The 22,846-nt window shown below is 62.0% G+C and carries 19 protein-coding genes; 9 read left to right on the forward strand and 10 right to left on the reverse strand.

Annotated features, from left to right (window positions below):
- The first annotated feature begins 489 nt into the window (after window positions 1-489).
- Together PWG15_RS23030 and PWG15_RS23035 are read left to right on the forward strand one after the other, a co-directional pair.
- Window positions 490-1,347, forward strand: coding sequence for a LysR family transcriptional regulator (locus PWG15_RS23030; RefSeq protein ID WP_275026337.1), 858 nt, complete (start codon window positions 490-492; stop codon window positions 1,345-1,347).
- A gap of 165 nt (window positions 1,348-1,512) precedes the next feature.
- Entirely contained in the window at window positions 1,513-2,910 is a 1,398-nt protein-coding gene (locus tag PWG15_RS23035) for an amidohydrolase family protein (RefSeq protein ID WP_275026339.1), read from the forward strand.
- Between the two features lie 166 nt (window positions 2,911-3,076).
- On the opposite strand, the gene PWG15_RS23040 is transcribed toward PWG15_RS23035, so the two are convergent.
- From PWG15_RS23040 to PWG15_RS23065, 6 genes are all read right to left on the reverse strand, one after another.
- Complete coding sequence (locus tag PWG15_RS23040; protein ID WP_275026340.1) at window positions 3,077-3,781, reverse strand: GntR family transcriptional regulator; 705 nt, start codon at window positions 3,779-3,781, stop codon at window positions 3,077-3,079.
- Window positions 3,782-3,967: 186 nt separating this feature from the next.
- On the reverse strand, window positions 3,968-5,164 hold the full coding sequence (locus PWG15_RS23045) for a cyanate transporter (RefSeq protein ID WP_275026341.1): 1,197 nt from the start codon (window positions 5,162-5,164) through the stop codon (window positions 3,968-3,970).
- 210 nt (window positions 5,165-5,374) lie between these two features.
- Window positions 5,375-7,093 (reverse strand): dipeptide ABC transporter ATP-binding protein, encoded by a 1,719-nt coding sequence (locus PWG15_RS23050; RefSeq protein WP_275026342.1) that lies wholly within the window; start codon window positions 7,091-7,093, stop codon window positions 5,375-5,377.
- 1 nt (window position 7,094) lies between these two features.
- A complete protein-coding gene (locus tag PWG15_RS23055) occupies window positions 7,095-7,991 on the reverse strand; it encodes an ABC transporter permease (protein ID WP_275026343.1) in 897 nt (298 codons plus the stop codon).
- A complete protein-coding gene (locus PWG15_RS23060) occupies window positions 7,991-8,956 on the reverse strand; it encodes an ABC transporter permease (protein ID WP_275026344.1) in 966 nt (321 codons plus the stop codon). The genes PWG15_RS23055 and PWG15_RS23060 overlap by 1 nt, the downstream gene beginning before the upstream one ends.
- 162 nt (window positions 8,957-9,118) lie before the next feature.
- Window positions 9,119-10,693, reverse strand: a complete 1,575-nt coding sequence (locus PWG15_RS23065; RefSeq protein WP_275026345.1) for an ABC transporter substrate-binding protein — start codon at window positions 10,691-10,693, stop codon at window positions 9,119-9,121.
- Between PWG15_RS23065 and PWG15_RS23070 the strand changes: the two genes are divergently transcribed.
- From PWG15_RS23070 to PWG15_RS23090, 5 genes are all read left to right on the forward strand, one after another.
- Entirely contained in the window at window positions 10,634-12,220 is a 1,587-nt protein-coding gene (locus PWG15_RS23070; RefSeq protein WP_275026347.1) for an amidohydrolase family protein, read from the forward strand. The genes PWG15_RS23065 and PWG15_RS23070 overlap by 60 nt on opposite strands.
- Before the next feature lie 40 nt (window positions 12,221-12,260).
- Complete coding sequence (locus tag PWG15_RS23075) at window positions 12,261-13,457, forward strand: amidohydrolase (protein WP_275026348.1); 1,197 nt, start codon at window positions 12,261-12,263, stop codon at window positions 13,455-13,457.
- A 161-nt stretch (window positions 13,458-13,618) separates the two neighbouring features.
- Window positions 13,619-14,335 (forward strand): GntR family transcriptional regulator, encoded by a 717-nt coding sequence (locus PWG15_RS23080; protein ID WP_275026350.1) that lies wholly within the window; start codon window positions 13,619-13,621, stop codon window positions 14,333-14,335.
- A gap of 614 nt (window positions 14,336-14,949) precedes the next feature.
- Window positions 14,950-15,606, forward strand: coding sequence for a flavin reductase family protein (locus tag PWG15_RS23085; protein WP_275026351.1), 657 nt, complete (start codon window positions 14,950-14,952; stop codon window positions 15,604-15,606).
- Window positions 15,606-16,328 (forward strand): aspartate/glutamate racemase family protein, encoded by a 723-nt coding sequence (locus PWG15_RS23090; RefSeq protein ID WP_275027173.1) that lies wholly within the window; start codon window positions 15,606-15,608, stop codon window positions 16,326-16,328. The genes PWG15_RS23085 and PWG15_RS23090 overlap by 1 nt, the downstream gene beginning before the upstream one ends.
- A gap of 178 nt (window positions 16,329-16,506) precedes the next feature.
- On the opposite strand, the gene PWG15_RS23095 is transcribed toward PWG15_RS23090, so the two are convergent.
- The 4 genes from PWG15_RS23095 to PWG15_RS23110 form a co-directional block, all read right to left on the reverse strand.
- On the reverse strand, window positions 16,507-17,457 hold the full coding sequence (locus PWG15_RS23095; RefSeq protein WP_275026352.1) for a beta/alpha barrel domain-containing protein: 951 nt from the start codon (window positions 17,455-17,457) through the stop codon (window positions 16,507-16,509).
- Between the two features lie 11 nt (window positions 17,458-17,468).
- Window positions 17,469-18,143 (reverse strand): iron-sulfur cluster-binding protein, encoded by a 675-nt coding sequence (locus PWG15_RS23100; protein WP_275026353.1) that lies wholly within the window; start codon window positions 18,141-18,143, stop codon window positions 17,469-17,471.
- A 6-nt stretch (window positions 18,144-18,149) separates the two neighbouring features.
- Entirely contained in the window at window positions 18,150-19,721 is a 1,572-nt protein-coding gene (locus PWG15_RS23105) for an AbgT family transporter (RefSeq protein WP_275026354.1), read from the reverse strand.
- A gap of 189 nt (window positions 19,722-19,910) precedes the next feature.
- Window positions 19,911-20,702, reverse strand: a complete 792-nt coding sequence (locus tag PWG15_RS23110; protein ID WP_275026355.1) for a DUF1194 domain-containing protein — start codon at window positions 20,700-20,702, stop codon at window positions 19,911-19,913.
- Between the two features lie 160 nt (window positions 20,703-20,862).
- On the opposite strand from PWG15_RS23110, the gene PWG15_RS23115 reads away from it, so the two are divergent.
- Window positions 20,863-21,360, forward strand: a complete 498-nt coding sequence (locus tag PWG15_RS23115) for an AfsR/SARP family transcriptional regulator (RefSeq protein ID WP_275026356.1) — start codon at window positions 20,863-20,865, stop codon at window positions 21,358-21,360.
- On the forward strand, window positions 21,284-22,843 hold the full coding sequence (locus PWG15_RS23120; protein WP_275026357.1) for a BTAD domain-containing putative transcriptional regulator: 1,560 nt from the start codon (window positions 21,284-21,286) through the stop codon (window positions 22,841-22,843). Before PWG15_RS23115 ends, PWG15_RS23120 begins: the two co-directional genes overlap by 77 nt.
- The last annotated feature ends 3 nt before the right edge of the window (window positions 22,844-22,846 follow it).

The raw sequence follows: 22,846 nt of genomic DNA on the forward strand, positions 1-22,846 counted from the left end.
AGGCAGCCATGCGCCCTCGGGTCAGACCGCTTCTTCGAGAGGCAGCGGCTCGTTGCGGCGTTTGGGGTGCCAATGCGATGTTCGCCGCCGCCGCATTGCGCAATTCGCGATCGGAGAGCGCGACATGGGCTCGGCTATAGGGAAGTTCTCGCTGGTTCGGAAATTAAGAAAACCGATGGAAACCATTGCGTTAGCGAATGAAGCAGGGTTGCGGGATGAAAACGCCGATCTCCCGCTCCAAACGCTGCGGTCGGGTGCAGACCTGGCGACTTCCAGGGCTTCGCGGGTCGGTTCAAGGGGAGGCCGGTGATCGTAACCCGGTGAACGCTGCACTTTTCCTTTTGCATGCAGATTGTATACACGATAACAAATGCAACGCATTCAATCTTGATGCGACGCTTGACCTGGACCGTCTGGTGATCGCACGGTGTGGCGATCCGTTTGCGAGCCGTCATTCTCGTCGCCATCGGCTTCAGCTTTGGGGGACGAATGAGCCGCTATCCCATGTTCAATCCCCAGCTGTTGCTGAGCTTCGTGGCCATTTGCGAAAGCAACAGCTTCACCCGCGCAGCCGAGCGGGTGAACCTTTCCCAATCGACGGTCAGTCAGCAAATTCGCCGACTGGAGGAGATGCTCGGGAAAGCGCTTTTCGAACGATCGTCGCATCAGGTGCAACTGACAGAGGAAGGCGTCAAGTTGCTGAGCTATGCGCGTCGCATCATCGCGTTGAACGAAGAGGCACATGACGCCTTGGCGGGCCCATGGCGTGACGGCGTGCTTCGCTTGGGAATGCCCGAGGATTTCATGGTGCCGACGGCCGATCTTCTGGCGTCTTTCAACAGCCAGCATCCGCACCTGCGGCTGGACGTGACAAGTGGGCTCAGCGCCGATCTGCAACTCGCCTATCGGGACGGGGAACTCGACCTCATTCTCGTCAAGCAGCGCCGCAAGCAACAGCCGCGCGCGGCCAGGCCGGAACCGTTGCTGTGGCTGGATAGTCTCGTGCGCCCGGCGATCGAAAAGGTTCCGGTGCCTTTGGCTGTATTCCCGCTGAATGGTCTCTACCGCGAGGAATTGTGCCAGGCGTTCGACACTCTCGGCATTCGCTGGCGCATCAGCTACAGCAGCGCCAGTCTTGCAGCACTCGCTGCCGCCTCGGCTGCCGGGCTCGGTGTCAGTCTGCTGCCTGCGAGCTGCCGCCTGCCGTCCCACCGCGTGCTGGGCGAGGCCGAGCGTCTGCCATCCGTCGATGACTTTGAACTGGCGCTGTTTTACCGCGACGATGCCAGCCCTGCAGCACTGGCGCTTGCGGAACGCCTCGTCGAGTATTGCGACCTGCGGCGGTAGCGATAAAGGGGATGCGTCCACCTCTTTGTCATTTGCGGTTGCCACGTAATCGCGCGCTTGCATTGGTAAATCGAATAGCCAGCATTGGTAAATGTCGCTGCCATGCGGCGGCGCCGTTCGGTAGATTGGCGGCCCTAACCCAGATGATGATGAGGCCACGCAACGATGTTGGAACAGATGCTACCGCAAAGCCGCAGGACCTTTCTCAGCCGGACCGGGACGCTGACGACCGCATGCGCTGTCGCCGGCTTGTCCGGCGGAGCGGTTCGCCAGGCATCAGCCAGCGCGGGTCAGAACACCGGCGAGACGCGCACCAAGACGCTTGCGGATCGCCACTACATCCTGACCGGCGTGCGGTTGGAGGAGGGCTTCGAGTATGACGGCGATATCGTCGTCGCCACGCGGACTGCGCTCTACGCATTGGAAATCAAGGACGGCGCGATTGTCGCCTTGCATCCGCAGAATGCGGGCCTGCCCGAAGGTGTGCCGCACTATCAGGTGCATGGGCAACTGTTGCTGCCGACAATGCGCGATATGCACATCCACCTCGACAAGACGTTTTATGGTGGCCCCTGGCAGGCGCCGCGCCCGCGTCAGGGCAAAACCATCATGGATATGATAGCGCTTGAGGAGAAGCTGCTTCCGCAATTGCTGCCGACCTCGCGCGAGCGTGCGGAGGGCCTGATCGCCCTCCTGCAGTCCAAGGGAAGCACCGTCGCGCGCAGCCATTGCAACATCGATCCGGTCAGTGGTCTCAAAAGCCTTGAGCACCTGCAGCAGGCGTTGGAAAACCATCGCGACGATTTCGTGTGTGAAATCGTCGCCTTCCCCCAGCACGGCCTGCTTCACTCAAAGGTCGATGGCCTGATGCGTGAAGCCATGCAGATGGGCGTCCAGTATGTTGGTGGCCTGGATCCGACGAATGTCGATGGTGCCATGGAAAAGTCACTCGACGCCATGTTCCAGATCGCCATGGATACCGGCAAGGGGGTAGACATCCATCTGCACGAAACCAGCCCCGCCGGCGTCGCTGCGGTCAATTACATGATCGATACCGTCGAGCAAAACCCCACGCTTCGCGGCAAGGTCACGATCAGCCACGCCTTCGCGCTGACCACGCTTACTCCGGAGGCCTTGGAAGAGACGGCCTCACGCCTGGCGGAACAGAAGATCTCGATTGCCTCGACGGTGCCGATCGGTGGGCTGATGATGCCCTTGCCGCAACTGGCGCAGAAGGGGGTTTTCGTCATGACCGGAACCGACAGCGTCATCGACCACTGGTCGCCATTCGGCAGCGGGGACATGCTGGAAAAGGCGTATCTCTACGCGCAGCTTTATCGCGGGTCGGACGAATTCCGCCTCTCCCGGTCCATGTCTATCGCCACTGGCGGCATCCTGCCCCTCGACGACAAAGGCAATCGCGCCTGGCCCAAGGTCGGCGATGAGGCTTCGTTCACGCTCGTCGGAGCGAGCTGCTCGGCAGAGGCGGTAGCTCGGACACCCGCCAGGAGTGCTACGTTCCACAAGGGGCGTCTCGTGTCGGGTGGTGTTGGCGAAGCCTGATAGGCTCTGCGTTTGGATGCCACGACGACGTTCGTCATCACGAGCCGGGCTGCGGCCGTGTCTTGCCGAGCGTCGATTTGCTGCAAGGCCGTTGGCGCGGGCGGCGAAGGCGTGTTTCGCGTGCCGACTGTCGCGTAAAGCTCCCGGACACCCGGGAGCGTTGCGTCTAGGCGAGACCCTCGGCCACGGCGTAGGCGGACAGTACTTCCTTGATGTTTCTGTCCCCGTCGGTCGGAAGCAGGGCACGGGTCGTCACCGAATCGAGGTGATGCGCCATCAGGGCGGCCGCCTCGTCGGTCTTGCCGGCGATCAATTTGTCGAGCAGTTCCTGGTGTTCCGATACAGCGCATTCCGAAGAATGCGGTCGGCCGTAGAGCGCAAGGATCAGGGAACTGCGGGCGACCAGTTCGTTCACGTAGCGAATAAGGCTGGCGTTGTTGGTCATCTGCGCCAGCAGCGTATGAAATTCGCCCGCCAGACGGATCGACGGAGCGCGTTCCTTCTTCGCCGCATCCTCGGCGGCGATATGGGACGAGAGAATGCCGATCTGCTCGTTGGTCAGTTTTCCGGAAAGCGTCTCAACCACCAGTCGTTCGAGCGCCATTCGGGTCAGGAACAGATTGCGCCCTTCCTCAAGGGTTGGCCGCGCAACCACGGCGCCCCTGTTCGGCCGCAACTCCACCAGCCCTTCCTCGCTGAGGCGAACCAGCGCCTCGCGAACCAGGGTCCGGCTGACGCCCAGTCTTTCGCCGATCGAATCTTCCGGCAGCTTCGATCCTGGAGACAGCGCCTGATCAAGGATTGCGCGTTTCAGGACGCGGTGAACGGCCTGAGCGCGGCCGCCGCCGCCTTCGCCTTCTTTCTTTGCCATACTGGTCACTCCAAGCCGTAGCAATTGTCTCCTCGAATTGCATACAAAATGGCAGGATGTCTAGTGATTTGGCAGCGCCGTGCGGGAACAGCGGTGGCGCAGGACGAAGACGCCTGCGCCACGTGATGCGTCTCGTGTTCTGGCCAACTCTCACGAGGCTGCCCAAGGAGTGAGGAAATACGTCCCTCAGATCGGCGACTGCATCGCCTGCGCGTAGCGTGACGGGTTGAAACGCATATAGAGGAAGAAGACGCCGACGACGCAGGCGAGATGCAACGTCCACCCAGGGGCGAAGCTGCCGCTGATGTCGTGAAGAAATGCAGTGGCAAAGGGGCCGAGAGACGCGATCAGGAAGCCGCCGCCCTGCATCAATGCCACAAGCACGCCGGCCTCGTGCGGGCGCGGCAAGTGATCGAGAGCGGTGACGATCGCCAGCGAGAAGCTGCTGCCGAGGCCAGCGCCGCACAGGCCAACCCAGATCGCCGGCGCGGCCTGGGGCAGGAACGCGAGGCCGGCAAAGCCGATCGCCTGCATTGCCAGCGTCAAGCGCAGGAAGGCGCGGCGATCGATGCTGCGGCGGGCTAGCACCGGAAGGCCGAGGGCGGCCGCCGCCTGACAGATCGCCATCAGCGCTACGAGATTGCCGCTATCTCCACTGCTCCAGCCGAGAGACTGGTAGTAGGAGGCAAGCCAAGCAACTGCGGACGAGTAGCCGGCATTGACCAGGCCGAAGGCGAGGATGAGCGTCCAGGTGCGGGGCCGGCGGAGCAGCCGGCCGGTCAGCGCCTTATCCGGGCGATCGCTGCGCGCATCCGAGAGGATCAACCACGCGGCACTGAGAGCAACAAGCGCCGGTGCCGCAAGCCAGGCAAGAGCCGGTCGCCAGCCGTAGCCGGCGCTGACGAGGAATGGTGTCAGCCGCGCGCCCAGCGCCCCGCCGCCCATCAGGACGGCGGAATAGAGGCCGGTGACCACGGGGATGCTGCGCGGAAACTCCGCCTTGATGATCCCGGGGAAAGCCGCCTGGATAAAGGCGACGCCGGCGCCGCAAAGGGCTGCCGTCATCACCAACGCTATGCCGCCCGGTGCGACGAGACGAAGCAGGGAGCCGGTTGTCAGCACAAGCAAGGCAATGAGAATGCCGCGCCGCGTGCCGATCAAGGCTTGCAGCGATGGGGATACGAAGGCGCCCACGCCCATCAGCATCATCGGCAGCAGTGTCAGCAGGGCCAGGCTGCCATATCCCATTCCGGTATCGGCGACGATCTCGGAAAGCACGGGCCCGGGAGCGGTGAGAAATGGCCGCAGATTGACGGCAACCAGCACGACGAGAATGAGCAGCATCCATTGGCGGCCCGTCGTGGGCTGGGATGATTGGGGCATGATCGCGGATTTCCTTTAGGTCGTCTTCTTGTTTGTGGCCCGAAGGGGCACTTGCGCGGTGGCGCGTCAGTCGTACGCGATGGGCAGCCCGCCAAGGTCACCAGCGCAAGCCGGGACAGTGGCGGGTCAAAAAGGATGTCGGCGACAGGTCCCCAATCCCGTTGGGCTTCCGGTGGCGAGGAATGTCGGCAGGGGCCTTGCCATACACGCTTACGCCGAAGCCAGTTCCCGCCCCATGATGCGCTCCACCGAGGGCGCCAGGCGGAGGAGTTCGCGTGTGTACTCGTGTTTTGGCGCGGTGAAGAGGGCTTCGGTATCGGCGAGCTCGACGATCTCCCCCGCCTTCATCACGGCAACGCGGTCACACATCTGGCGGATCACCGCGAGGTCGTGGCTGATGAACAGCATGGAAAGACCGGCGAGGTCGCGCAGATCTTTCAGCAGGTTGAGAAGCTGCGCCTGTACCGAGACGTCGAGCGCCGAGGTCGGCTCGTCGCAAATGAGCAGCGACGGGCGCGGCCCGAGCGCGCGGGCAATGGCGATGCGCTGGCGCTGGCCACCGGAAAAGGCGTGCGCGAAACGCGCCCCTGCGTCGGCGGGAAGGCCGACCGCTTCGAGCAACGTCTTTGCGTCCTGCCTGGCTTCATCCGCATTTGAGGCCAGCTTGTAGAACAGGATCGGTTCCGCGATGGCGGCGTTGATCCGCAGGCGCGGGTTGAGCGCCGAATAGGGATCCTGGAACACCATCTGCAGGGACTGGCGGATCGATTTTTCACGTCGACCGCCGAGCGCCGTGCCCTGAAAATCGATGGAGCCTGCGTTCTGGGTGACAAGACCGGCGATGGTGTTGGCAACGGTGGTCTTGCCGCAGCCGGATTCGCCGACGAGGCCGAAAATCTCGCCGCGGCGAACATCGAACGAAACGCCTTTTACGGCCTTGAAGACCGACGCCTTGCGGCCGGGGAACAAACTGCGCCCCCCGTACTCCACGGCAAGATCGCGCACGGAGAGCACCAGCTCGTCGCGGCTGCCGGTCTCGCTCCTTGCACTCTTGCGGCGCACCGTGGCGCGCGCCTCAAGCGTCACCTGCGTTTCTTCGCTCGGCACCGGCAGACGCTCGAGCCGCGTGTCGATGGGCGGAACGGCCGCGATCAGTGTGCGGGCATAGGGCGCCTTCGGTGCCATCAGCACCTCGCGCGTCGGACCGCTTTCCACGACCGCACCGTTCTGCATGATGGTAACCCGGTCGGCAATTTCGGCGACGACGCCCATGTTATGGGTGACGAGCAGCACGCCGACGCCCCGCTGGTCGGCAAGATCCCGGATGAGCTTGAGGATCTGTGCCTGTACCGAGACGTCGAGTGCTGTCGTCGGTTCGTCGGCCACGATCAGCTGCGGATTGCAGGCGAGTGCTGTGGCAATGACCACGCGCTGGCGCTGACCGCCGGAAAGCTGGTGCGGATAGCTGCCGAGGCGGCGCTCCGGCTCCGGAATGCCGACAGCCTTCATCAATTCCAGCGCGCGGGCCTTCGCCTCCCGGGACGAGAGCTTCAGATGGGTGAGCATGCCTTCGCACAACTGGCTTTCCACCGTGAAGAGCGGGTTCAGGCTCGTCATCGGATCCTGGAAGATCGCGCCGACATCGCGCCCGGGCACAATGCCTTCGGTGCGGCCGGTGCGCAGGTTGATCTCCTTGCCGGCGATGACGATCGAACCGGCGGCGATCTTGCCGGGGGCCTGCAACAGGCCCATCAGCGCGTTGCCGACCGTGGTCTTGCCGGCGCCGGATTCGCCGACGAGGGCGTGGATTTCGCCGGGCCGGATCAAGAGATCGATGTCCTTGACGGCGACAAGCGTGTCGCCGTTGGCCAGCGGATATTCGACGCGAAGATTGCGGATGTCGAGGACGGGGCGCGTTTTGTCGGTCATCTCATCGAGCCATCAGTTTCGGGTTGAAATGGTCGCGCAGGTAGTCGCCGATCACGTTGACGGCGAGCACGAGAACGACGAGCACCGTCGCGGGCATGACTGCGATCCACCAGAGTCCGGAGAACAGGAACTGGTTGCCGATGCGGATCAGCGTGCCGAGCGAAGGATAGGTCGGCGGCATGCCTGCGCCGAGGAAGGAGAGCGTCGCCTCCGTCAGGATCGCGCCAGCGAGGTTGATCGTGGCGATGACCATCACCGAACTCATGATGTTCGGCAGGATGTGGCGGCCCATGATCCGGGCGGATGGCAGGCCGATGACCTTGGCGGCACGCACATAGTCTCGCGCGATCTCCACCATGGTCGAGGCACGCACGGTTCGCGCGTATTGCACCCATTCGTTGATGGCGATGGAGAAGATCAGCACCAGCGGCGCCCAGGCGAGCATCGTCTCGGCGCTCAACTGCGCGCGGGCAATGCCGCTGATGAGCAGTGCCACGAGAATGGTGGGGAAGCTGACAAAGATATCGGCGATGCGCATCACGACGCCATCGACCACGCCGCCGAAGAAGCCGGCAACGAGGCCGAGCACGACACCGAGCACGGCCGCAAAGACCACTGCGCCGAGGCCGATGACGACGGAGATCCTCAGCCCGAACAGGATAACCGAGACGAGATCACGTCCCTGGTTATCGGTGCCGAGCAGGAAGCGGGAATCCCCACCCTCCATGAAGACAGGGGGAATTTCCATGTCCATCAGCGAATAGGATGCGACGTCGCGCGGGTCCATCGGCGCGATCAGCGGGGCAAAGATCACGAGGATCAGCATGACGACGAGCACCAGGCTGGCGATCATCACGGAAACCGGCGGAAGCCGACGCATCAGGGATTGCGTAGCCATTATCGTGTCCTCAGGCGCGGATCGATGAAGGTGTAGAGAATGTCGACGATCATGTTGATCATGACGAACAGGAAGCCGACAAAGAGAAGGTATGCGGCCAGCACCGGCACGTCGGGATAGCCGACAGCATTGGTGAACAGCAGGCCCATGCCGGGCCATTGGAACACCGTCTCGGTGACGATCGCAAAGGCGATGAGTTGCCCGATCTGCAAGCCCGTGACGGTGACGACCGGCATCAGTGCGTTGCGCAGCGCGAGCCGTCCATAGATGTAGGTCCGCGGCAGGCCGCGTGCGAAGGCGAAGCGAATGTAGTCCGACGACAAGACATCGATCATCTCCGAGCGCACCAGCCGCATGATCAGCGTGAGCTGGAACAATGCCAGCGTGATCGAGGGCAGGATCAGTGACTTCAGGCCCGAAAGCGTGAGAAAGCCGGTCTGCCAGAAACCGATGTCGACGAGGTCTCCGCGTCCGGACGATGGCAACCATCGCAGGTTTACCGCGAAAACCAGGATCAGCAGCAGGCCTGTGACGAAGGTGGGCATGGAAATGCCGACAAGGGTCGCTGACTGGGTCAGTCGCGAGAAAAAGGCGTGCGGCTTCAGCGCGCAGAGCACCCCGAGTGGTATGCCGAGCGACAGGGCCAGCACGGTGGCAACGATCACCAGTTCCAGCGTGGCGGGAAGGCGACTGAGCAACAGGGTCGTCACAGGCTGCTGGTAGCGATAGCTTGTGCCGAGGTCGCCGGTCAGCACCTGACCCACGAATTTGACGAACTGAGCCAGGACCGGCTTGTCGAGGCCGAGCGCAACGCGCACTGCGTCCTTTTCTGCTTGGGTCGCACCCTCACGCACCATTGAGGCGACCGGATCGCCGACGAAGCGGAACATGACGAAGGCAATGGCCGTCACCGCGACCATCACGAGGATGGCCTGAAGCAGCCTGACTGAAAGAAGTCTGATCATCGGATAGTCCTTACCGGGAGCGATGTTGCCCAAAGGGCGGCCACCGGGTTTATGCGCTCCCGCATCCTCCGTTCCGTTGCCGGTCCTGGAGGGGTTGACCCGGTTTGCGGTCCAGTCCCGGCTCGCTTTCGCTTGCCAGGACTGGCCTTGGGAGAGTCCCGACTACTTCTTGATCTGAGCGAACCACGGACGGACATACTCGTCCGGGAACTGCGGCATGTCGACCTTGCTGCTCATCGCCCATGCGACCGGCTGCTGATGCAGTGGCAGGTAGAGGACCTGGTCATGGGTGATGCGGAACGCCTGCTTCAGATCCTCGACGCGCTTGGTTTCGTCGAGTTCCGTCGAAGCAGCATAGGCCAGCTTGTCGATCTCGGGATTGGTGAGCCCATCGGCGTTGCTGCCGCCGAAGGTGCCGTCATTGGTGGCGAGCAGCGCCTGCAGCGGGCTGAAACCGTCCATCGGCGGCAACGAGGCCCAACCGAGAAGATAGACGTCGAACTCGCCCTTGTCGGTGCGCGGGAAGTAGGTCGTCTTGCTCTCGACGCTTACATTGGCCTGGACGCCGATCTGTGCCCACATGGACGCAACGGCAAGGCAGATCTGTTCGTCAGCGATATAGCGGTCGTTGGGGCAGGCAAGGCCGGTCTTGAAGCCATCCGGATAGCCGGCTTCGGCCAAAAGCGCCTTGGCCTTGGCAACGTCGTAAGGCAGCGGCACGTCGATGTCCTCGTCGTAGCCGGTCACTGCCGGTGCGACGAGCATGCCGGCCGTGCGGGACTTGCCGCGCATCAGGCGCTTCTGGATCGTGTTGGTGTCGATCGCGTGCCAAAGTGCCTGGCGCACACGCACGTCGCGCAGCGGATTGGGCTGGCCCGGCGTTGCATGCAGTTCCGGCCTGTAGCTGAAGACGAAGAAGATGGTGCGTAGCGACGGGTTTTCGACGACTTTCAGACCGTCGGTTGCGGCAATGCGATCGACGTCCTGCAGCGGAACCGGTGCAATCATGTCGACTTCGCCCGACAGCAGTGCCGCAACGCGGGTGGCGTCGGAGGCGATCGGGCGGAATTCCACCTCGTCCAGATTATGCTGCGGTTTGTCCCACCACTCCTTGTTCACCTCGAAAACCGAGCGCGCGTCGGGCTCGTAGGCCTTCAGCTTAAAGGCGCCGGTACCGTTGGCATGGTTGCTGGCATAGGTGACGACGCCGGTCGAGGCATTGCCCGGCTTCAGTGCGTCGTGCTCCTCCATCCAGGGCTTGCTCATGATGTAGATGGCGGCAAGATCGTTGAGGAGCAGCGGATAAGGCGCACGCAGGATGAGATCGACGGTATACTCGTCCACCTTCTCGACGCCGACAACGGTGGAAAGGTTTTCGCGGTTGCGCGCGCCGGGATCGATCTGGCGCTTAATCGTCGCCACGACGTCGTCGGCATTGAAGGGCTGGCCCTCATGGAACTTCACGCCCTGGCGCAGCTTGAAGCGCCAGCGCGTGGGCTCGACGACTTCCCAGGACGTGGCAAGCGCCGGCTCCAGCTTCAGATCCTTGTTGCGGCGCACCAAAGGATCGAAAACCATGTGATGAACGCTCTGGGTGAAGCTGTCGACCTGGGCGTTCGGATCGTAGGAAATGACATCGCCGGATGAGGCCCACCGCAGCGTTTCGGCGAATGCCGGTTGAGACAGCGGCGCCAGAAAGGCGAGTCCTGCCAAAAGGGTCTTTATAGAGGTCTTCACTGGTTTCTCCCGTTTAACGTATACACATTGTCTTTTCTATTGGATACGAATGTTCCCAAAAATAGTGTACATCTGATGCAAACAATATCAAGATGGCGAAAGTCGATTTGGCGGCGCTTTGTCAAAAAAGAACGCCAAACCCGGCAGCCGGAGAGGGAGACGCCCATGACGAACGCACTGCTGATTGAAAATGCCACGATCATCACGATGGATTCAGGACGGCGCGTTCTGGGGCGCGGCCATATCCTGGTCGAGGACGGGCGCATCGCCGCGATCGGCGAGGGAAGTCACGCTGGAGAAACGCACGCCGAGCGCATCGATGCCGCTGGCATGGTCGCGATGCCCGGCTTGATCGACACGCATGCCCATGCCGGCCATATGCTGACCAAGGGGTTGGGCAGCGAGGCCGAGGATTGGATGTCCGTGACCGGCCGTATCTACGCAACCGCGACAGATCCCGAATTCTGGGCGGCGGAAGCGGCGCTGTCGGCGGCCGAAAGGATCAAATGCGGCACGACGACTGCCGCGCTGCTGTTTGGCGGCGGCCCGGATATCATGCGCAGCGAGGCCCCGGATGCGGCCGAAGCACACCTTTCCTCGGTTGCCGCCATGGGCGTGCGCGAAGTTTTGGCCGTTGGCCCGAACCGTCCCGGGCAAATGCATGTGTATCGGCAGTATACGCCGACATCCCACAGCGACATCGTCGTCGACCAGGACCGGCAAATCGACGTGGCCGCGGAGTTGGTCGATGCCTGGGCGGGACGTGACGAGCGGCTGAAGGTCGTCTTTTCCCTGCCTGTATTTGATGAGCAGGAGCTGCGCGATGAAACGGTATACAAGATCGCATGCAAAGTGCGTGAACGTGCGCGTCAGCGAGGGACACTCCTGATACAGGACGGTCATCGCGACGGATCCATCGCCACCAACGATGCGCGGCTTGACCTCTTCGACGAACGTTCGCTGCTTGCCCACTGCATAGATCTGACCGAGGCCGACCGGGCAGTGCTGAAAAGGACCGGCGCCAAGGTCGCACACAATCCCAGTGCGCTGATGTCGGTCTATGGTCGCTGCCCGGCGCCGGAACTGATGGAGGAGGGCGTAACCGTATCGCTTGGCACCGATGCTGCCGCCCCCGATCGGCCCTTCGACATGTTCCGCAACATGTTTCAGGCGCACCGTTACCACGCGCGCCATTTTGCTGATGATGCTGTCTTGCCGCCGCTACAACTGCTTGAGATGGCAACAATCGAGGGCGCACGCGCGCTGATGATGGAAGACGAACTCGGGTCGCTTGAGGCCGGCAAGCGCGCCGATATCCTGCTCTTGAACATGCGTCAGCCCCATCTCTGGCCGCCGCACGATCCGGTGCAGCGCATCACGCGCTTTGCCAACGGGGCCGACGTGGACACGACGATTGTCGGTGGACGAATTCTGATGCGCGGGCGGCGCCTTGTCGGTCAGGACGAAGACGCGATTCTCGATCGTGCCTTGCGCGCCTTTGATCTCGCGATGGCCCGCGCGGGCTAGGCGATCGTACGTAAGCACAGGCATCAACGAGGATCTCAAGGTGACTGCAGACCTATGCATCCGCAATGCCCGTCCCTTCGGCGGCCCGCGCGAAGACCTCTACATCCGTAACGGCCGGTTCGTCACGGACGATAGCGCCGGCGCTGCGGCCGAGATCGATGCGGCCGGACACGTCGCCCTGCCGGGTCTTGTCGAGGCTCATACGCATCTCGACAAGACACTTATCGGCATGGATTGGTTCGAAAATCGCGTTGGCCCGACCCGAAATGACCGAATCCTGGCCGATCGCAACGCCAAGCGCGACCTTGGCATCAACGCTCGCCGGCAGTCGGCTCGCCAGATCATGCAGACGCTCGTCTATGGCGTTTTGAACATTCGAAGCCACGTCGATGTCGACACAGAGATCGGCATCGCCAACATCGAAGGCGTCCTCGAAACGCGCGAGGCGATGCGCGATCTGGTTGACGTTCAGATCGTGGCTTTCCCGCAGAGCGGTATGCTACCGCGCGCAGGAACACGCGAGCTGATGGACGCGGCTCTGAAGGCCGGCGCCGACATCGTCGGCGGTATCGACCCTGCTTCAATCGAACGCGACCCGGTGCGCCATCTCGACGCCATCTTCGCCCTTGCGGATCGTCATGCAAAACCGATCGATATCCATCTGCACGAACCGGGCGACCTCGGCGCATTTTGCCTTGAGCTCATCATCGAGCGCACGCGCGCCTTGTCGCTGCAAGGGCGGGTCATGGTCAGCCATGCCTACTGCCTGGGGATGCTCGACGCCTCGCGACAGGCTGGGTTGGTTGAACGGCTGGCTGCCGAGCGCATCGCAGTGATGACCGTAGGAAGTCCATCGGCGCCCGCTTTGCCGCTAAGGTTGATGCGTGCGAGTGGTCTCACGGTCGCCTCCGGTTCCGACGGTATTCAAGGCACGTGGGAGCCCTATGGAAATGGCGACATGCTGGAGCGGGCGAAGTACCTGGCGCAGCGCAATGGCATGGCAAACGATGCCGATCTCGACTATGCGGCCCGGGTCTGCACCTTCGGTGGTGCCGAGGGCATCGGGCTTGCCGGTTATGGTCTCTCCGCAGGTTGTTTCGGCGACCTGGTGCTGGTGCCGGCGCGAACATTGGCGGAAGCGGTCGCGTTAACCCCGCACAAGCGCACCGTTATCCGGCGCGGCCGCGTCGTCGTGGATGGTGGCCAACTGAATGGTGACCTGCCGGCGATCGAGTGACGCCTTGTCGACGAGAGCGGCAAGCGGGCTGGCGATGGACAGTCCGACCGGTCGATACGGTCGGCTGCGCCTTTGCCGTTCGGATAGGGGGATGATAGTTGTTGACGGTCCATCCCTTGGCAGATTCTTTCGACCGCACGCCTCGTCATTTCAGGTTCTCCATGACAACCAAGCCCAGCGACAGCAATCCAAAATCCGCGGTTCCCAAGTCAGACGTGGTCTACCGCATCCTGAAGCGTGCGATCCTCGACCAGGCGTTTGCTGCGGGAACGAAGCTGCCGGAGGATTCGATCGGCGAGCGGCTCGGCGTTAGCCGCACGATCGTCCGCCAGGCGCTGGCGCGGCTGAATGGCGAGGGCCTGGTCGAACTGCGGCCGAACAAGGGTGCCTGCGTCAGCCATCCCAGCCTCGAGGATGGGCATGATATCTTTGCGGTGCGGCGTTCCCTGGAGACATTGGTGGTCGATAGCCTCATCGGCAGGCTGACTGCGCCGAAGATCAAGGAGCTTGAGGCGCATGTCGATGCCGAGGACAAGGCAAGGGTCAGCAATCCATCGACCTCGATCCAACTCGCTGGCGAGTTTCACGTCTTGCTCGCAAGACTGACTGAGAACGCGATCCTGTTGCGCTATGTCACGGAACTCGTTTCGCGCTCGTCGATGATCCTGTCGCTCTACGGGCGCCCCCATTCTTCCGATTGCGCCGTATCCGAGCACCGCGCCCTGATCGCCGCCCTTGCGCGGAACGATCGCGAAAAGGCATGCGAACTGATGGGCCACCATATCGGAGCCATCACGGCCCGGGCTCTGCTGAAAAGCAACGTTGAGGACGGCTTGCCGGATCTGTTGGCCGCCTATGCGAGGGAAGAGGGCCTTTAGGCCGGACCGTCCTTCAGGCCGCAGCCTGCCTGCGAAAGCGCGCGTTCGGGAATGCGTGTCCGCACGTTTTGTATGCAATTGATCCGGCGCGAAAAGAAGGAAAGTCCCTCCACATCTGTTCGGTGGATGGAGTGCTGTGCGTTCGTCCCTGCTCGCTTCATCTGTAGTATTATTCAGGCAATATATTGATTTCGTTATAATATATTCCTATCGACTTTCCTGCGGCGGCTAGCTTGTCTGCTGGAGGTATGGCATATCCTCTAATATTGTATGCAATTATTGGATACGATATTGACGGAATAAAGGATGCGATATAGCTTGATCTCAAGGATTTGCACTGTCGGGGAGGGCAGTATGCGCGTCGCACCTGTCGCGGGCTGGAAGGCCGGCGATGCTTTCCTGAGGATCTATCGTTCCCTCCGAAGGAGCTATGCCGATTTCGGTCGTCTTTGCGCGCTTGAGCCATCATTGCCTTTGGGCGCCCTCTGCGGTCCACCGACGTCGTTCCCCATTGTGACCAACGGCGGGCGTGCGCGCTGCCGCCCCGAATGTCGTCCCGCCGGGCGTCGGGGTCCTTTGCCGAATTCTTCAACAGGCGAGCAAGAGATCCGGACATGAACATTGACTTCACCACGCTTCCACCTCCCGATCGCTATCGACTGCTGACCAACTTCATTGGTCCGCGCCCCATCGCGCTTGTCGGTACCCGGTCACCAGCCGGACACAACAATGCAGCGCCCATGAGCTTCTTCAACGTGTTCTCCCATGAACCGCCGTTGGTGGTGCTCGGGATTCAGAACCGCGGTAATGGCGACGAGAAGGACACTGTCGCGAACATCCGCCGAACCGGCGAATTCGTCGTCAACATGGTCGACATGGCGCTCGCCAATGCGATGATCGTTTGTGGCGTCAATTTCGCCTCGGAAGTCGATGAACTCGATTTCGCGCGCCTGACGCCGATAGCGTGCGACCAGATCGACGCCGCCCGTATCGCCGAAAGCCCCTGCAGCTTTGAATGCAGGGTCGAGCAGATCCTCGACTATCACAAGCGCGTGCTGGTCATTGGCACGGTCGTGCACATGCATATTCAGGACCGGTGCCTCGATCCGCAGGGGCGTTATGCGAACCCCGAGACCTATCAACCGATCGCACGGCTGCATGCCGACAATTACATCACTTCGGACCGACAATTCGAGCTTAAGAAGCCGGACGAATTGCTGCCTTTCGAGCACGCGCAGGTGAATCCGAGGCCGGAGAGGGCCGCCCGATGATCCGCATACACGTCATCAATCCGAATTCGACCGCATCAATGACCGATCAGATCGCAAGGGCGGCCGAAGCCGTGCGTTCGGAAGGCTCCGTCATCGATGCGGAGACCGCAATCGGCACGCCCGTCTCGATCGAAGGCTACTCGGACGAGGCGATGGCCGTTCCGGCAATGCTGGCGGCGATCCGTGCCGCGGAGAAGCGGGGTGCGTTGGCGCATGTGATTGCCTGTTTCGATGACCCCGGCGTTGCGGCTGCGCGCGAAGTGGCAACCGGCCCGGTCATCGGTATCTGCCAGGCAGCGATACAGGTGGCAATGACTGTAGCGACCCGGTTTGCGGTGATCACCACCCTGCCGAGGTCGGTCCCGGTGATCGAGGATCTAATCAAACATTATGGGGCTGCTCCGCACTGTCGCCGTGTGCGCGCAGTCGACCTGCCTGTCCTGGCTCTGGAAGCCGACCCGGAAAGCGCTCGGACGAAACTGCTCGGCGAAGCGCGCGCGGCGATACGCGAGGATGGCGTCGACGCCATCGTCCTTGGCTGCGCCGGGATGGCGGAGCTGTGCGATTGGCTCTCCCGCGAAGCTGGCGTACCCGTCATTGATGGGGTGGTGGCCGCCGTCAAGCTCGCCGAGGCACTGGTGAGTGGCGGCTTTCGGACTTCAAAAGCGGGGGCCTACGCCTACCCGCGCGACAAATCGGGTGATGTCGCGGCCGCTCGCTAGGTCCTCCGACGAGGTTGGAAACACGCGCGGCCGAATGATTTGCGTCGGCACTCACCGCACGAAAAGGGATGCTGCGCCGAGATCACGGATGTCGAAGGCCTAATCTTCGCGGTAATGCGATAGGGCGCTGTGGAAGGCCGGCTCACTCCGATCGGACGAGGCTCATCCATCCCGCGGCTCAGGTCTCGGGCGCGGCCTCCGCGCGGGCACATCCGCGAATCTCATCGAGCGATTGCACGCCGAGGCGTTCCATCAGCGCGTAAAGATCATCGAGCAGGCGAGGAAAGTAATCCGGTCGGCTCATGCTGGCCGCACCGATCTGCACGAGATGGGCGCCCGCCATGATGAACTCGACCACGTCCTTCGCCGTGGTGATACCGCCCGAAGCGATCACCGGACGCGTGGCGACACGTGCTGCCTGCACGCAGCGCCAAAGCGCGAACGGCTTCACGCCGGAGCCGGAGTAACCGCCAAAGCCAGTGGAGCCGCAGACGAAGGCACGCCGCTCGATATCGATCCGCGCGCCGGGAATGGCGTTGAACAGCACCGTTCCATCCGCACCGCCGCGCTCCGAGGCCGACACGAAGTCCTCGATTATCATCTTGGCGGACGTGGCCGCCTTCGACCACAGCAGCACCTTGCCCTCTGCCGCGGCCGAAAGCGCGCAGAACATCTCCTCGTTTTGCTGAGGATTGTCCCAGTAGGAGGGCTCGTCACGGCCGGCATAAGGAAAGTTGCCATTGACCTCGACGCCGGCGATGCGGTCGCTTTCTACGCAGGTGCGGACCATGTCCACGAGCTGCGCGCGCGTCGGTGCCTTGATGTTGACGAAGACCGGAACATCTTCCGCCGGCAGACGCGGCAGCACCTCGGCAATGAAGCGGTCGAGCGTCATGTTGTTGATGCCGAAGGCCGAGAGATAGCCGTTCTCCGTGTGTGCGAAGCGGCGGCAACGGTTCGGCTCGCCCTGCCAGGGAAGGAAGGAGTTGGCGACGACGCCTCCGAGCCGGGTGATGTCGAAGACGTCGAGATACTCGACGATGTTGCCGAAGGTGCCCGCGGCCGACATGACCGGGTTCTTGAAGGTCACGCTGCCTGCGCCCATCGGCACGGTTACGGAAAGGTCCATGGCGGGGATCCTCAAATGAAGGGGGCGGAGGCGAATTGCAGGCGCACGAGGTTGACCCGTTGCAGCGCGAACCAGGGACCGACGCGACAGCTCGCCTCGCCGTCCTTGTTGTCAGAAACGGTGACATGACAGCTCCGACAGGCGCCGATGCCGCAGCTCATCTCCATGTTGGCAAAAAGGTAAGGATTGGCGTCGGGGAACTCGGCGGCAAAGGCCTGAAGCCGCACGGGTTCCAGCGCGAGGAAGACGGAGCTCCACGCAAGGCCGCTTTCGACGCGCCGGCGCAAGTCTTGCCACAGGTCCATGCCGGCATCCTCGACGAACACCTCGGCCCCACACTGCTCGAAAGGCGCAATGCGGTAGAGGAAAGCCGGGGTGGTCACGATGAGCGACCCGGCCCCGACGGAGACGGCAGGGTTTTCGTTCGACCAGACGGTCAGCCCGTCGCCAGCCGCCGGCGCAAGATCGTCGGCCTCGAACTTCGCGACCAGCGTGGCGCGGCCACCGGAAAATCTATCGACCGTTGCGATCCGGCAGCGGGGGCTGTGGCCATCTTCCGAAAAGAGCACGGTGTCGCCGGGGCTAGCTGCGCCAAGGCCGGCAATCTCCAGCCGCAGCCAGCGGCGCGCGCCCTCGCGGCGCAGCTCGTGGCACGCCAGGACCTTGGTTTCACTGAGAAAGCGCATGGCGACTCACCGTGCCATCAGCGTTGCGCCGGGGCCGGGCGGAAGATCCCACAGCACCCAGAAGACGAGCTGCAGCACGAGAACCGCGAGGATGGCAAGCGCATAGGGCATCGCCAGCATGAGCGGCGTTCCGACCTTCACCGCCTCCGTACCCTTCGGCCGCCACTTGTTGAGCAGGCCGATCACAAGGATGAGGAAGGGGTTGACCGGGCAGATCGCGTTCAGTGGCGCATCGCCGATGCGATAGATCATCTGGGTCGCCGCAGGGCTGTAGCCGAGCGCCAGCATCAGCGGCACGAAGATCGGCGCATACATGATCCACAGAACGCTGCCGGAGATGATGAAGAGGTTCGATACCGAGACGAGCAGCAGGAAGAGGAAGATCGCAACGCCTGGCGACGCCTGCATGCCCTGCAGCATCACCACACCATAACTGCCGATGTATTCGCCGATATGGCTGTCGTTGAAGAGTTTCAGGAAGATCACCGCCGCTGCGGAAACCACGAGGAAATAGGACATGGACGAAATGCCGTTCTTCATCCATTCCGCCGCTTCGCCGAGCGATTTCAGCCTGCCGGAGGCCCAGCCATAGGCGATGCCCGACAGCGCGAAATAGAGCGAGATCAGAACGACGATGCCGCCCATGAAAGGTGACTTCGGCACGATCTGCCCACCTTCGCCCCGAAGCGCCCCACCTTCGGGCAAGAGGGATGCGAGGATCAGGCCGAGATAGAGGACGGTGAAGACGCCGGCTGCGACAAGGCCTCGCCCTTCGCGGCCGTGGCCGGTGCCGGGCTCTTCAACGACCTCCGTTTCGATTTCCAGCTCACTCACCCGGTTCGGCGCGAGCTTGGCGGGAACGAAGAAGTAGGTGATGAACAGCATCGCAGCCGTTGCCGTGAAGGCGCTGAACGCGTTGAAATACCAGTTCATGATCGGCGAGACGTTGGTCGCCGCCTCCGGCGGCAGGACGCTCGCGGTAATGCCCGAGAGCACCGTATCCGTTTGATTGATGACGAGCGAAGCGGAAAAGCCGGCGGTGTTGCCGACGAAAACAAGGATGATGCCGAGCCAGGGATTGAGCCCCATCTGATGGAAAAGCGTCGCCGCAAGCGGCATCAGCACGAACATTGCCGCGTCGCCGAAGAGGTCGCCATTGATCGCCACGAACGAAACGACGCTGATGATTGCGAACTTCGGAACGCGGCGCAAAAGCCCGCGAATGACCGAGGACAGGAAGCCGGAATGCTCGGCGACCGAAATACCCATCATCACGACGAGCGTCAGGGCGATCGGCGGGAAGCCGACTAGGAGCTTCGGGAACTCGACGATCAGGTTGGCGAAGTAGGAGGGAGTGAGGATGTTCTCGATCGCAACCGTCTTCGCAACGGCCTGGCCCGTGGCCGGATCCACCGTCGAAAAGGCCAGCGACACGCCCGCTTGAGCCAACGGGAAAGATGCGAGCGCCGTCAGCACCGCCAGCGCCAACAGAAGCGTGAAGGGTTCAGGCAGCCGATTGATGATCCCTTCGAGCCTGTCGAATAAGTTGCTGTTCCGCTTTGCTAGTGTCCCGTCCATGCTGTCCCACCCCGTCTTGGAAATGCCTTCGATGGCGAAGTTATTTCGCAAGTGTCGGCGAAAGGGAAGGTAATGTCGACAGAATATGCGCTGTTTTGCATACATTTATTTCAATCATTGTGCGCAATATAGAATGCCGCCGGATTGCGGGGCGGTTCATGGCAGCGTGTCCAGAGTCGCGACCGCCATTCACTCGATGCGGCTCTTTGCCGACTTCGGGTGTTTCCCCGCCGATTGCGGCTCTGGCGGGAACTGCGGGCCGATGTTCATGCTGATTTCCGTTACGAGTTTGCGCCGAAGGGCGGCCGCGTAGTCGCGTAGGCTCGTTGGCGTCACGACAAAGGCTCCGGAACCGCCAATGACATTGTCGGCAAAATAGGACGCAAGGTGGTAGCCGGGATTTTCACTGTCTGTCGGGATGGCTATCGCGTTGATGGTGTATCCTTTTGCAATTGCGTTCCGCCTGCTTGATTGAACGGGAAGCCCATCGTTGTTCTCGCCGTTGCCGGAGATGTCGATGACCTTCCGGTCGGCATTTCCCGGAAACTGGTCGAGAAGCAGGCTCGCGACGTCGATGGCTGAGGACACGGATGTCCCGCCCCTGCCACCGCGACTGAAGCCGGTATCGCCGTTGCTTCTGATCACCCGAGCGGCCGCTTCGGCATCTTCCAGCCCGCAGATCCTGGTCCAGGGCAGCACGATCCTTCTGCGTCCAGGGCTCGCCCATTCAAAGTAAGCGACGCCAACGCAGCCGAAGTAGTTGCGGCCGATGGCGGCAACGATCTCCGGCGAGGTGAGTGCCGCGGCATGTCCGTTGCGCTGCAGGTCGGCAGTGTCCGGATCGACCGAAGTTGAAAAATCGACCGCGAACACAATGGCGACGTCGACGTCGACACCCGTGTCCGCGGCCTGTGCCGCGAGCGTCCCGAACAGTGACGCTGCGAGCGTTGCCGCCAGTCTCAAGAATCCGTAGACCCCCATTGATCGCCCCTGGTCAGTTGGTTCCGTCGGCGCCGTGGCCGGCACCTTTCTACGCTTAGTTGATCGACCGTCACGGCGGAGCTTGACTGGTTGGCAGCTTGGTTGACGCTAGCGTTATTTTTGAATTAGCGTTTCGTTATTTAACGGGGCCACAAGCCCGATGACGACCGATCACAGCATGGCCAGACTCAGACTTTCTTTGCTCGGCGGCTTCCGGATCGAAGAGGAGCAGCGAGGTCAGGTCTCTTTGACCGGCAAAAGAGGCCCGGCCATCATTGCTTATCTTGCCCGTTGTCCGGGTATGGCTGCTTCAAGGGAGAAGCTGGCCGATCTGCTCTGGAGGAACAGCGACAACGACCATTCGCGCAACAGCCTGAGGCAGGCGCTCAGCCTGTTGCGGCGAGATTTCAGACAGGCGGGCGTGGATCTGATCCAAGCCCGGAATGATACGATCGGGCTGAAAGCGGACGCCATCGACATTGACGTCGATGACTTTGAAGAGGGACTGATTGCCCGCTCGCCACAGGAGCTTGAAATAGCCCTGGCGGTCTATAACGGGCCGTTTCTCGATGGGTTCTATCTTGACGGCAACTCGTTCGACGACTGGGCGCTCCTCCGAGCGAGAGAGGCTGCTGACCCGTGCCATCGAGGCGTTTGAAAAGCTTGCGCGTCTCGTGGATGCCGAGGCTGGATTGATCCTGGCTGATCGCCTGTTGGCCATGGAGCCGACGCGAGAGGCATCCTATCGGCTGAAGATCGAATTGCTTATCGGCTGCGGCCGTCGTGATCAGGCGATGCGCACGTACGAGGTGTGCAGCAACGTCTTGAAGAAGGAATTCGGGGTCGCGGTTAGTCCAGAAACCCGAGCGCTTTCGCACGCCATATCGTCGCCCGACCCGAGATCCGTTCATCTGCGGTCCGCAAATGGGGGAGCGACTGGCCAGCACCATGGAAGTCCATCGATCAGCGTGGCCGAATTCGTCAATCTGACCGGTGACGGGGGCGACGATTATTTCGCCAAGGGGCTTGTGCAGGATATCGCCACGGCGCTCACGGCGGTTGCCGAGTATGTCGTGCTCTCCGGACCCTTGCCCCGGAAGAAGAATGTCCCAGGCGACGAGCCGAAAACGCCTCTCCGGGCGCGTTACGTGCTCAGCGGCAGCATTCAGAGATCCGGCGACGACCTGCGAGTGAACGTCCTGCTTGTCGACGTTTCCGGCGGTCACAACGTCTGGGCCGAAAAATTTGATGGGCACTCGGAGAATGCACTGAGGTTCCAAGATCGGATCGCGCAAGCGGTTGTGCTGGCTGTGATCCTCGAGCTTCAAATGACGAACTGGAAAGTTCGAGACAAGAGCCCGCCCGGCAGCTCAGAAGTGCGCAGGCTCGTGAATGAAGCCCTCATGAAATACTTCGAGATGACGCGGGATTCACTGTTGACCGCGATAGAGCTTGTCGAGATGGCGCTCGCAATCGAACCGGACAACGCCCGTGCAAAGCGCACGCTGTCCGTCGCAACCACCATGGCTCTTGCCTTTGGCGCGCTTCCCTCGCGGCGGGAACATGTGCAGCGTGCGTTGGATCTGGCGGAAGCAGCGGTGCGGGCGGTGCCCGACGATGAAATTGCCAGGGTCATCTTCTCGTTCGCTCTTTTGACGGACGGTCGGATCGATGAGGCGATTATCGAGTGTCGCCATGCAATCGGTCTTAATCCGAGCTATCCCAGTGCTCGCGGCGATATTGCGGAGCTCTATGCCCTGCGAGGACAGGTGAATGAGGCGTTGCATGAGGCCAGCGAAGCGATCCGGCTCGGCGCCCATGACGTGATCGATTTCTGGCGCCACCACAGTATGGCTGTGGCGCTGTTTGCCGGCGGCAAGGATCGACGTGCCCTCGAGGTTGCCCGCAAGGTCGTCAGGACAAAACCCGGCTTCGTTCGCGGTGCTCTCTATTGGGCCGCGGCCGCTGCCGCTACCGGAAACAATGAAGAAGCATCTCGGGCGATGCACCATTGCCTGTCCCAGCTACCGCATCTCAATCTCGGCAATGTCTGCCCGGGTTTTGTGCCGCGCTACGTGAAGGACCATCATCACGCACGCTTCCTGGAGATGCTGTCGCGCGCAGGCCTTCCAAGCGCGTAAGAT

Source organism: Ensifer adhaerens, assembly GCF_028993555.1.
Taxonomy (GTDB): domain Bacteria; phylum Pseudomonadota; class Alphaproteobacteria; order Rhizobiales; family Rhizobiaceae; genus Ensifer; species Ensifer adhaerens_I.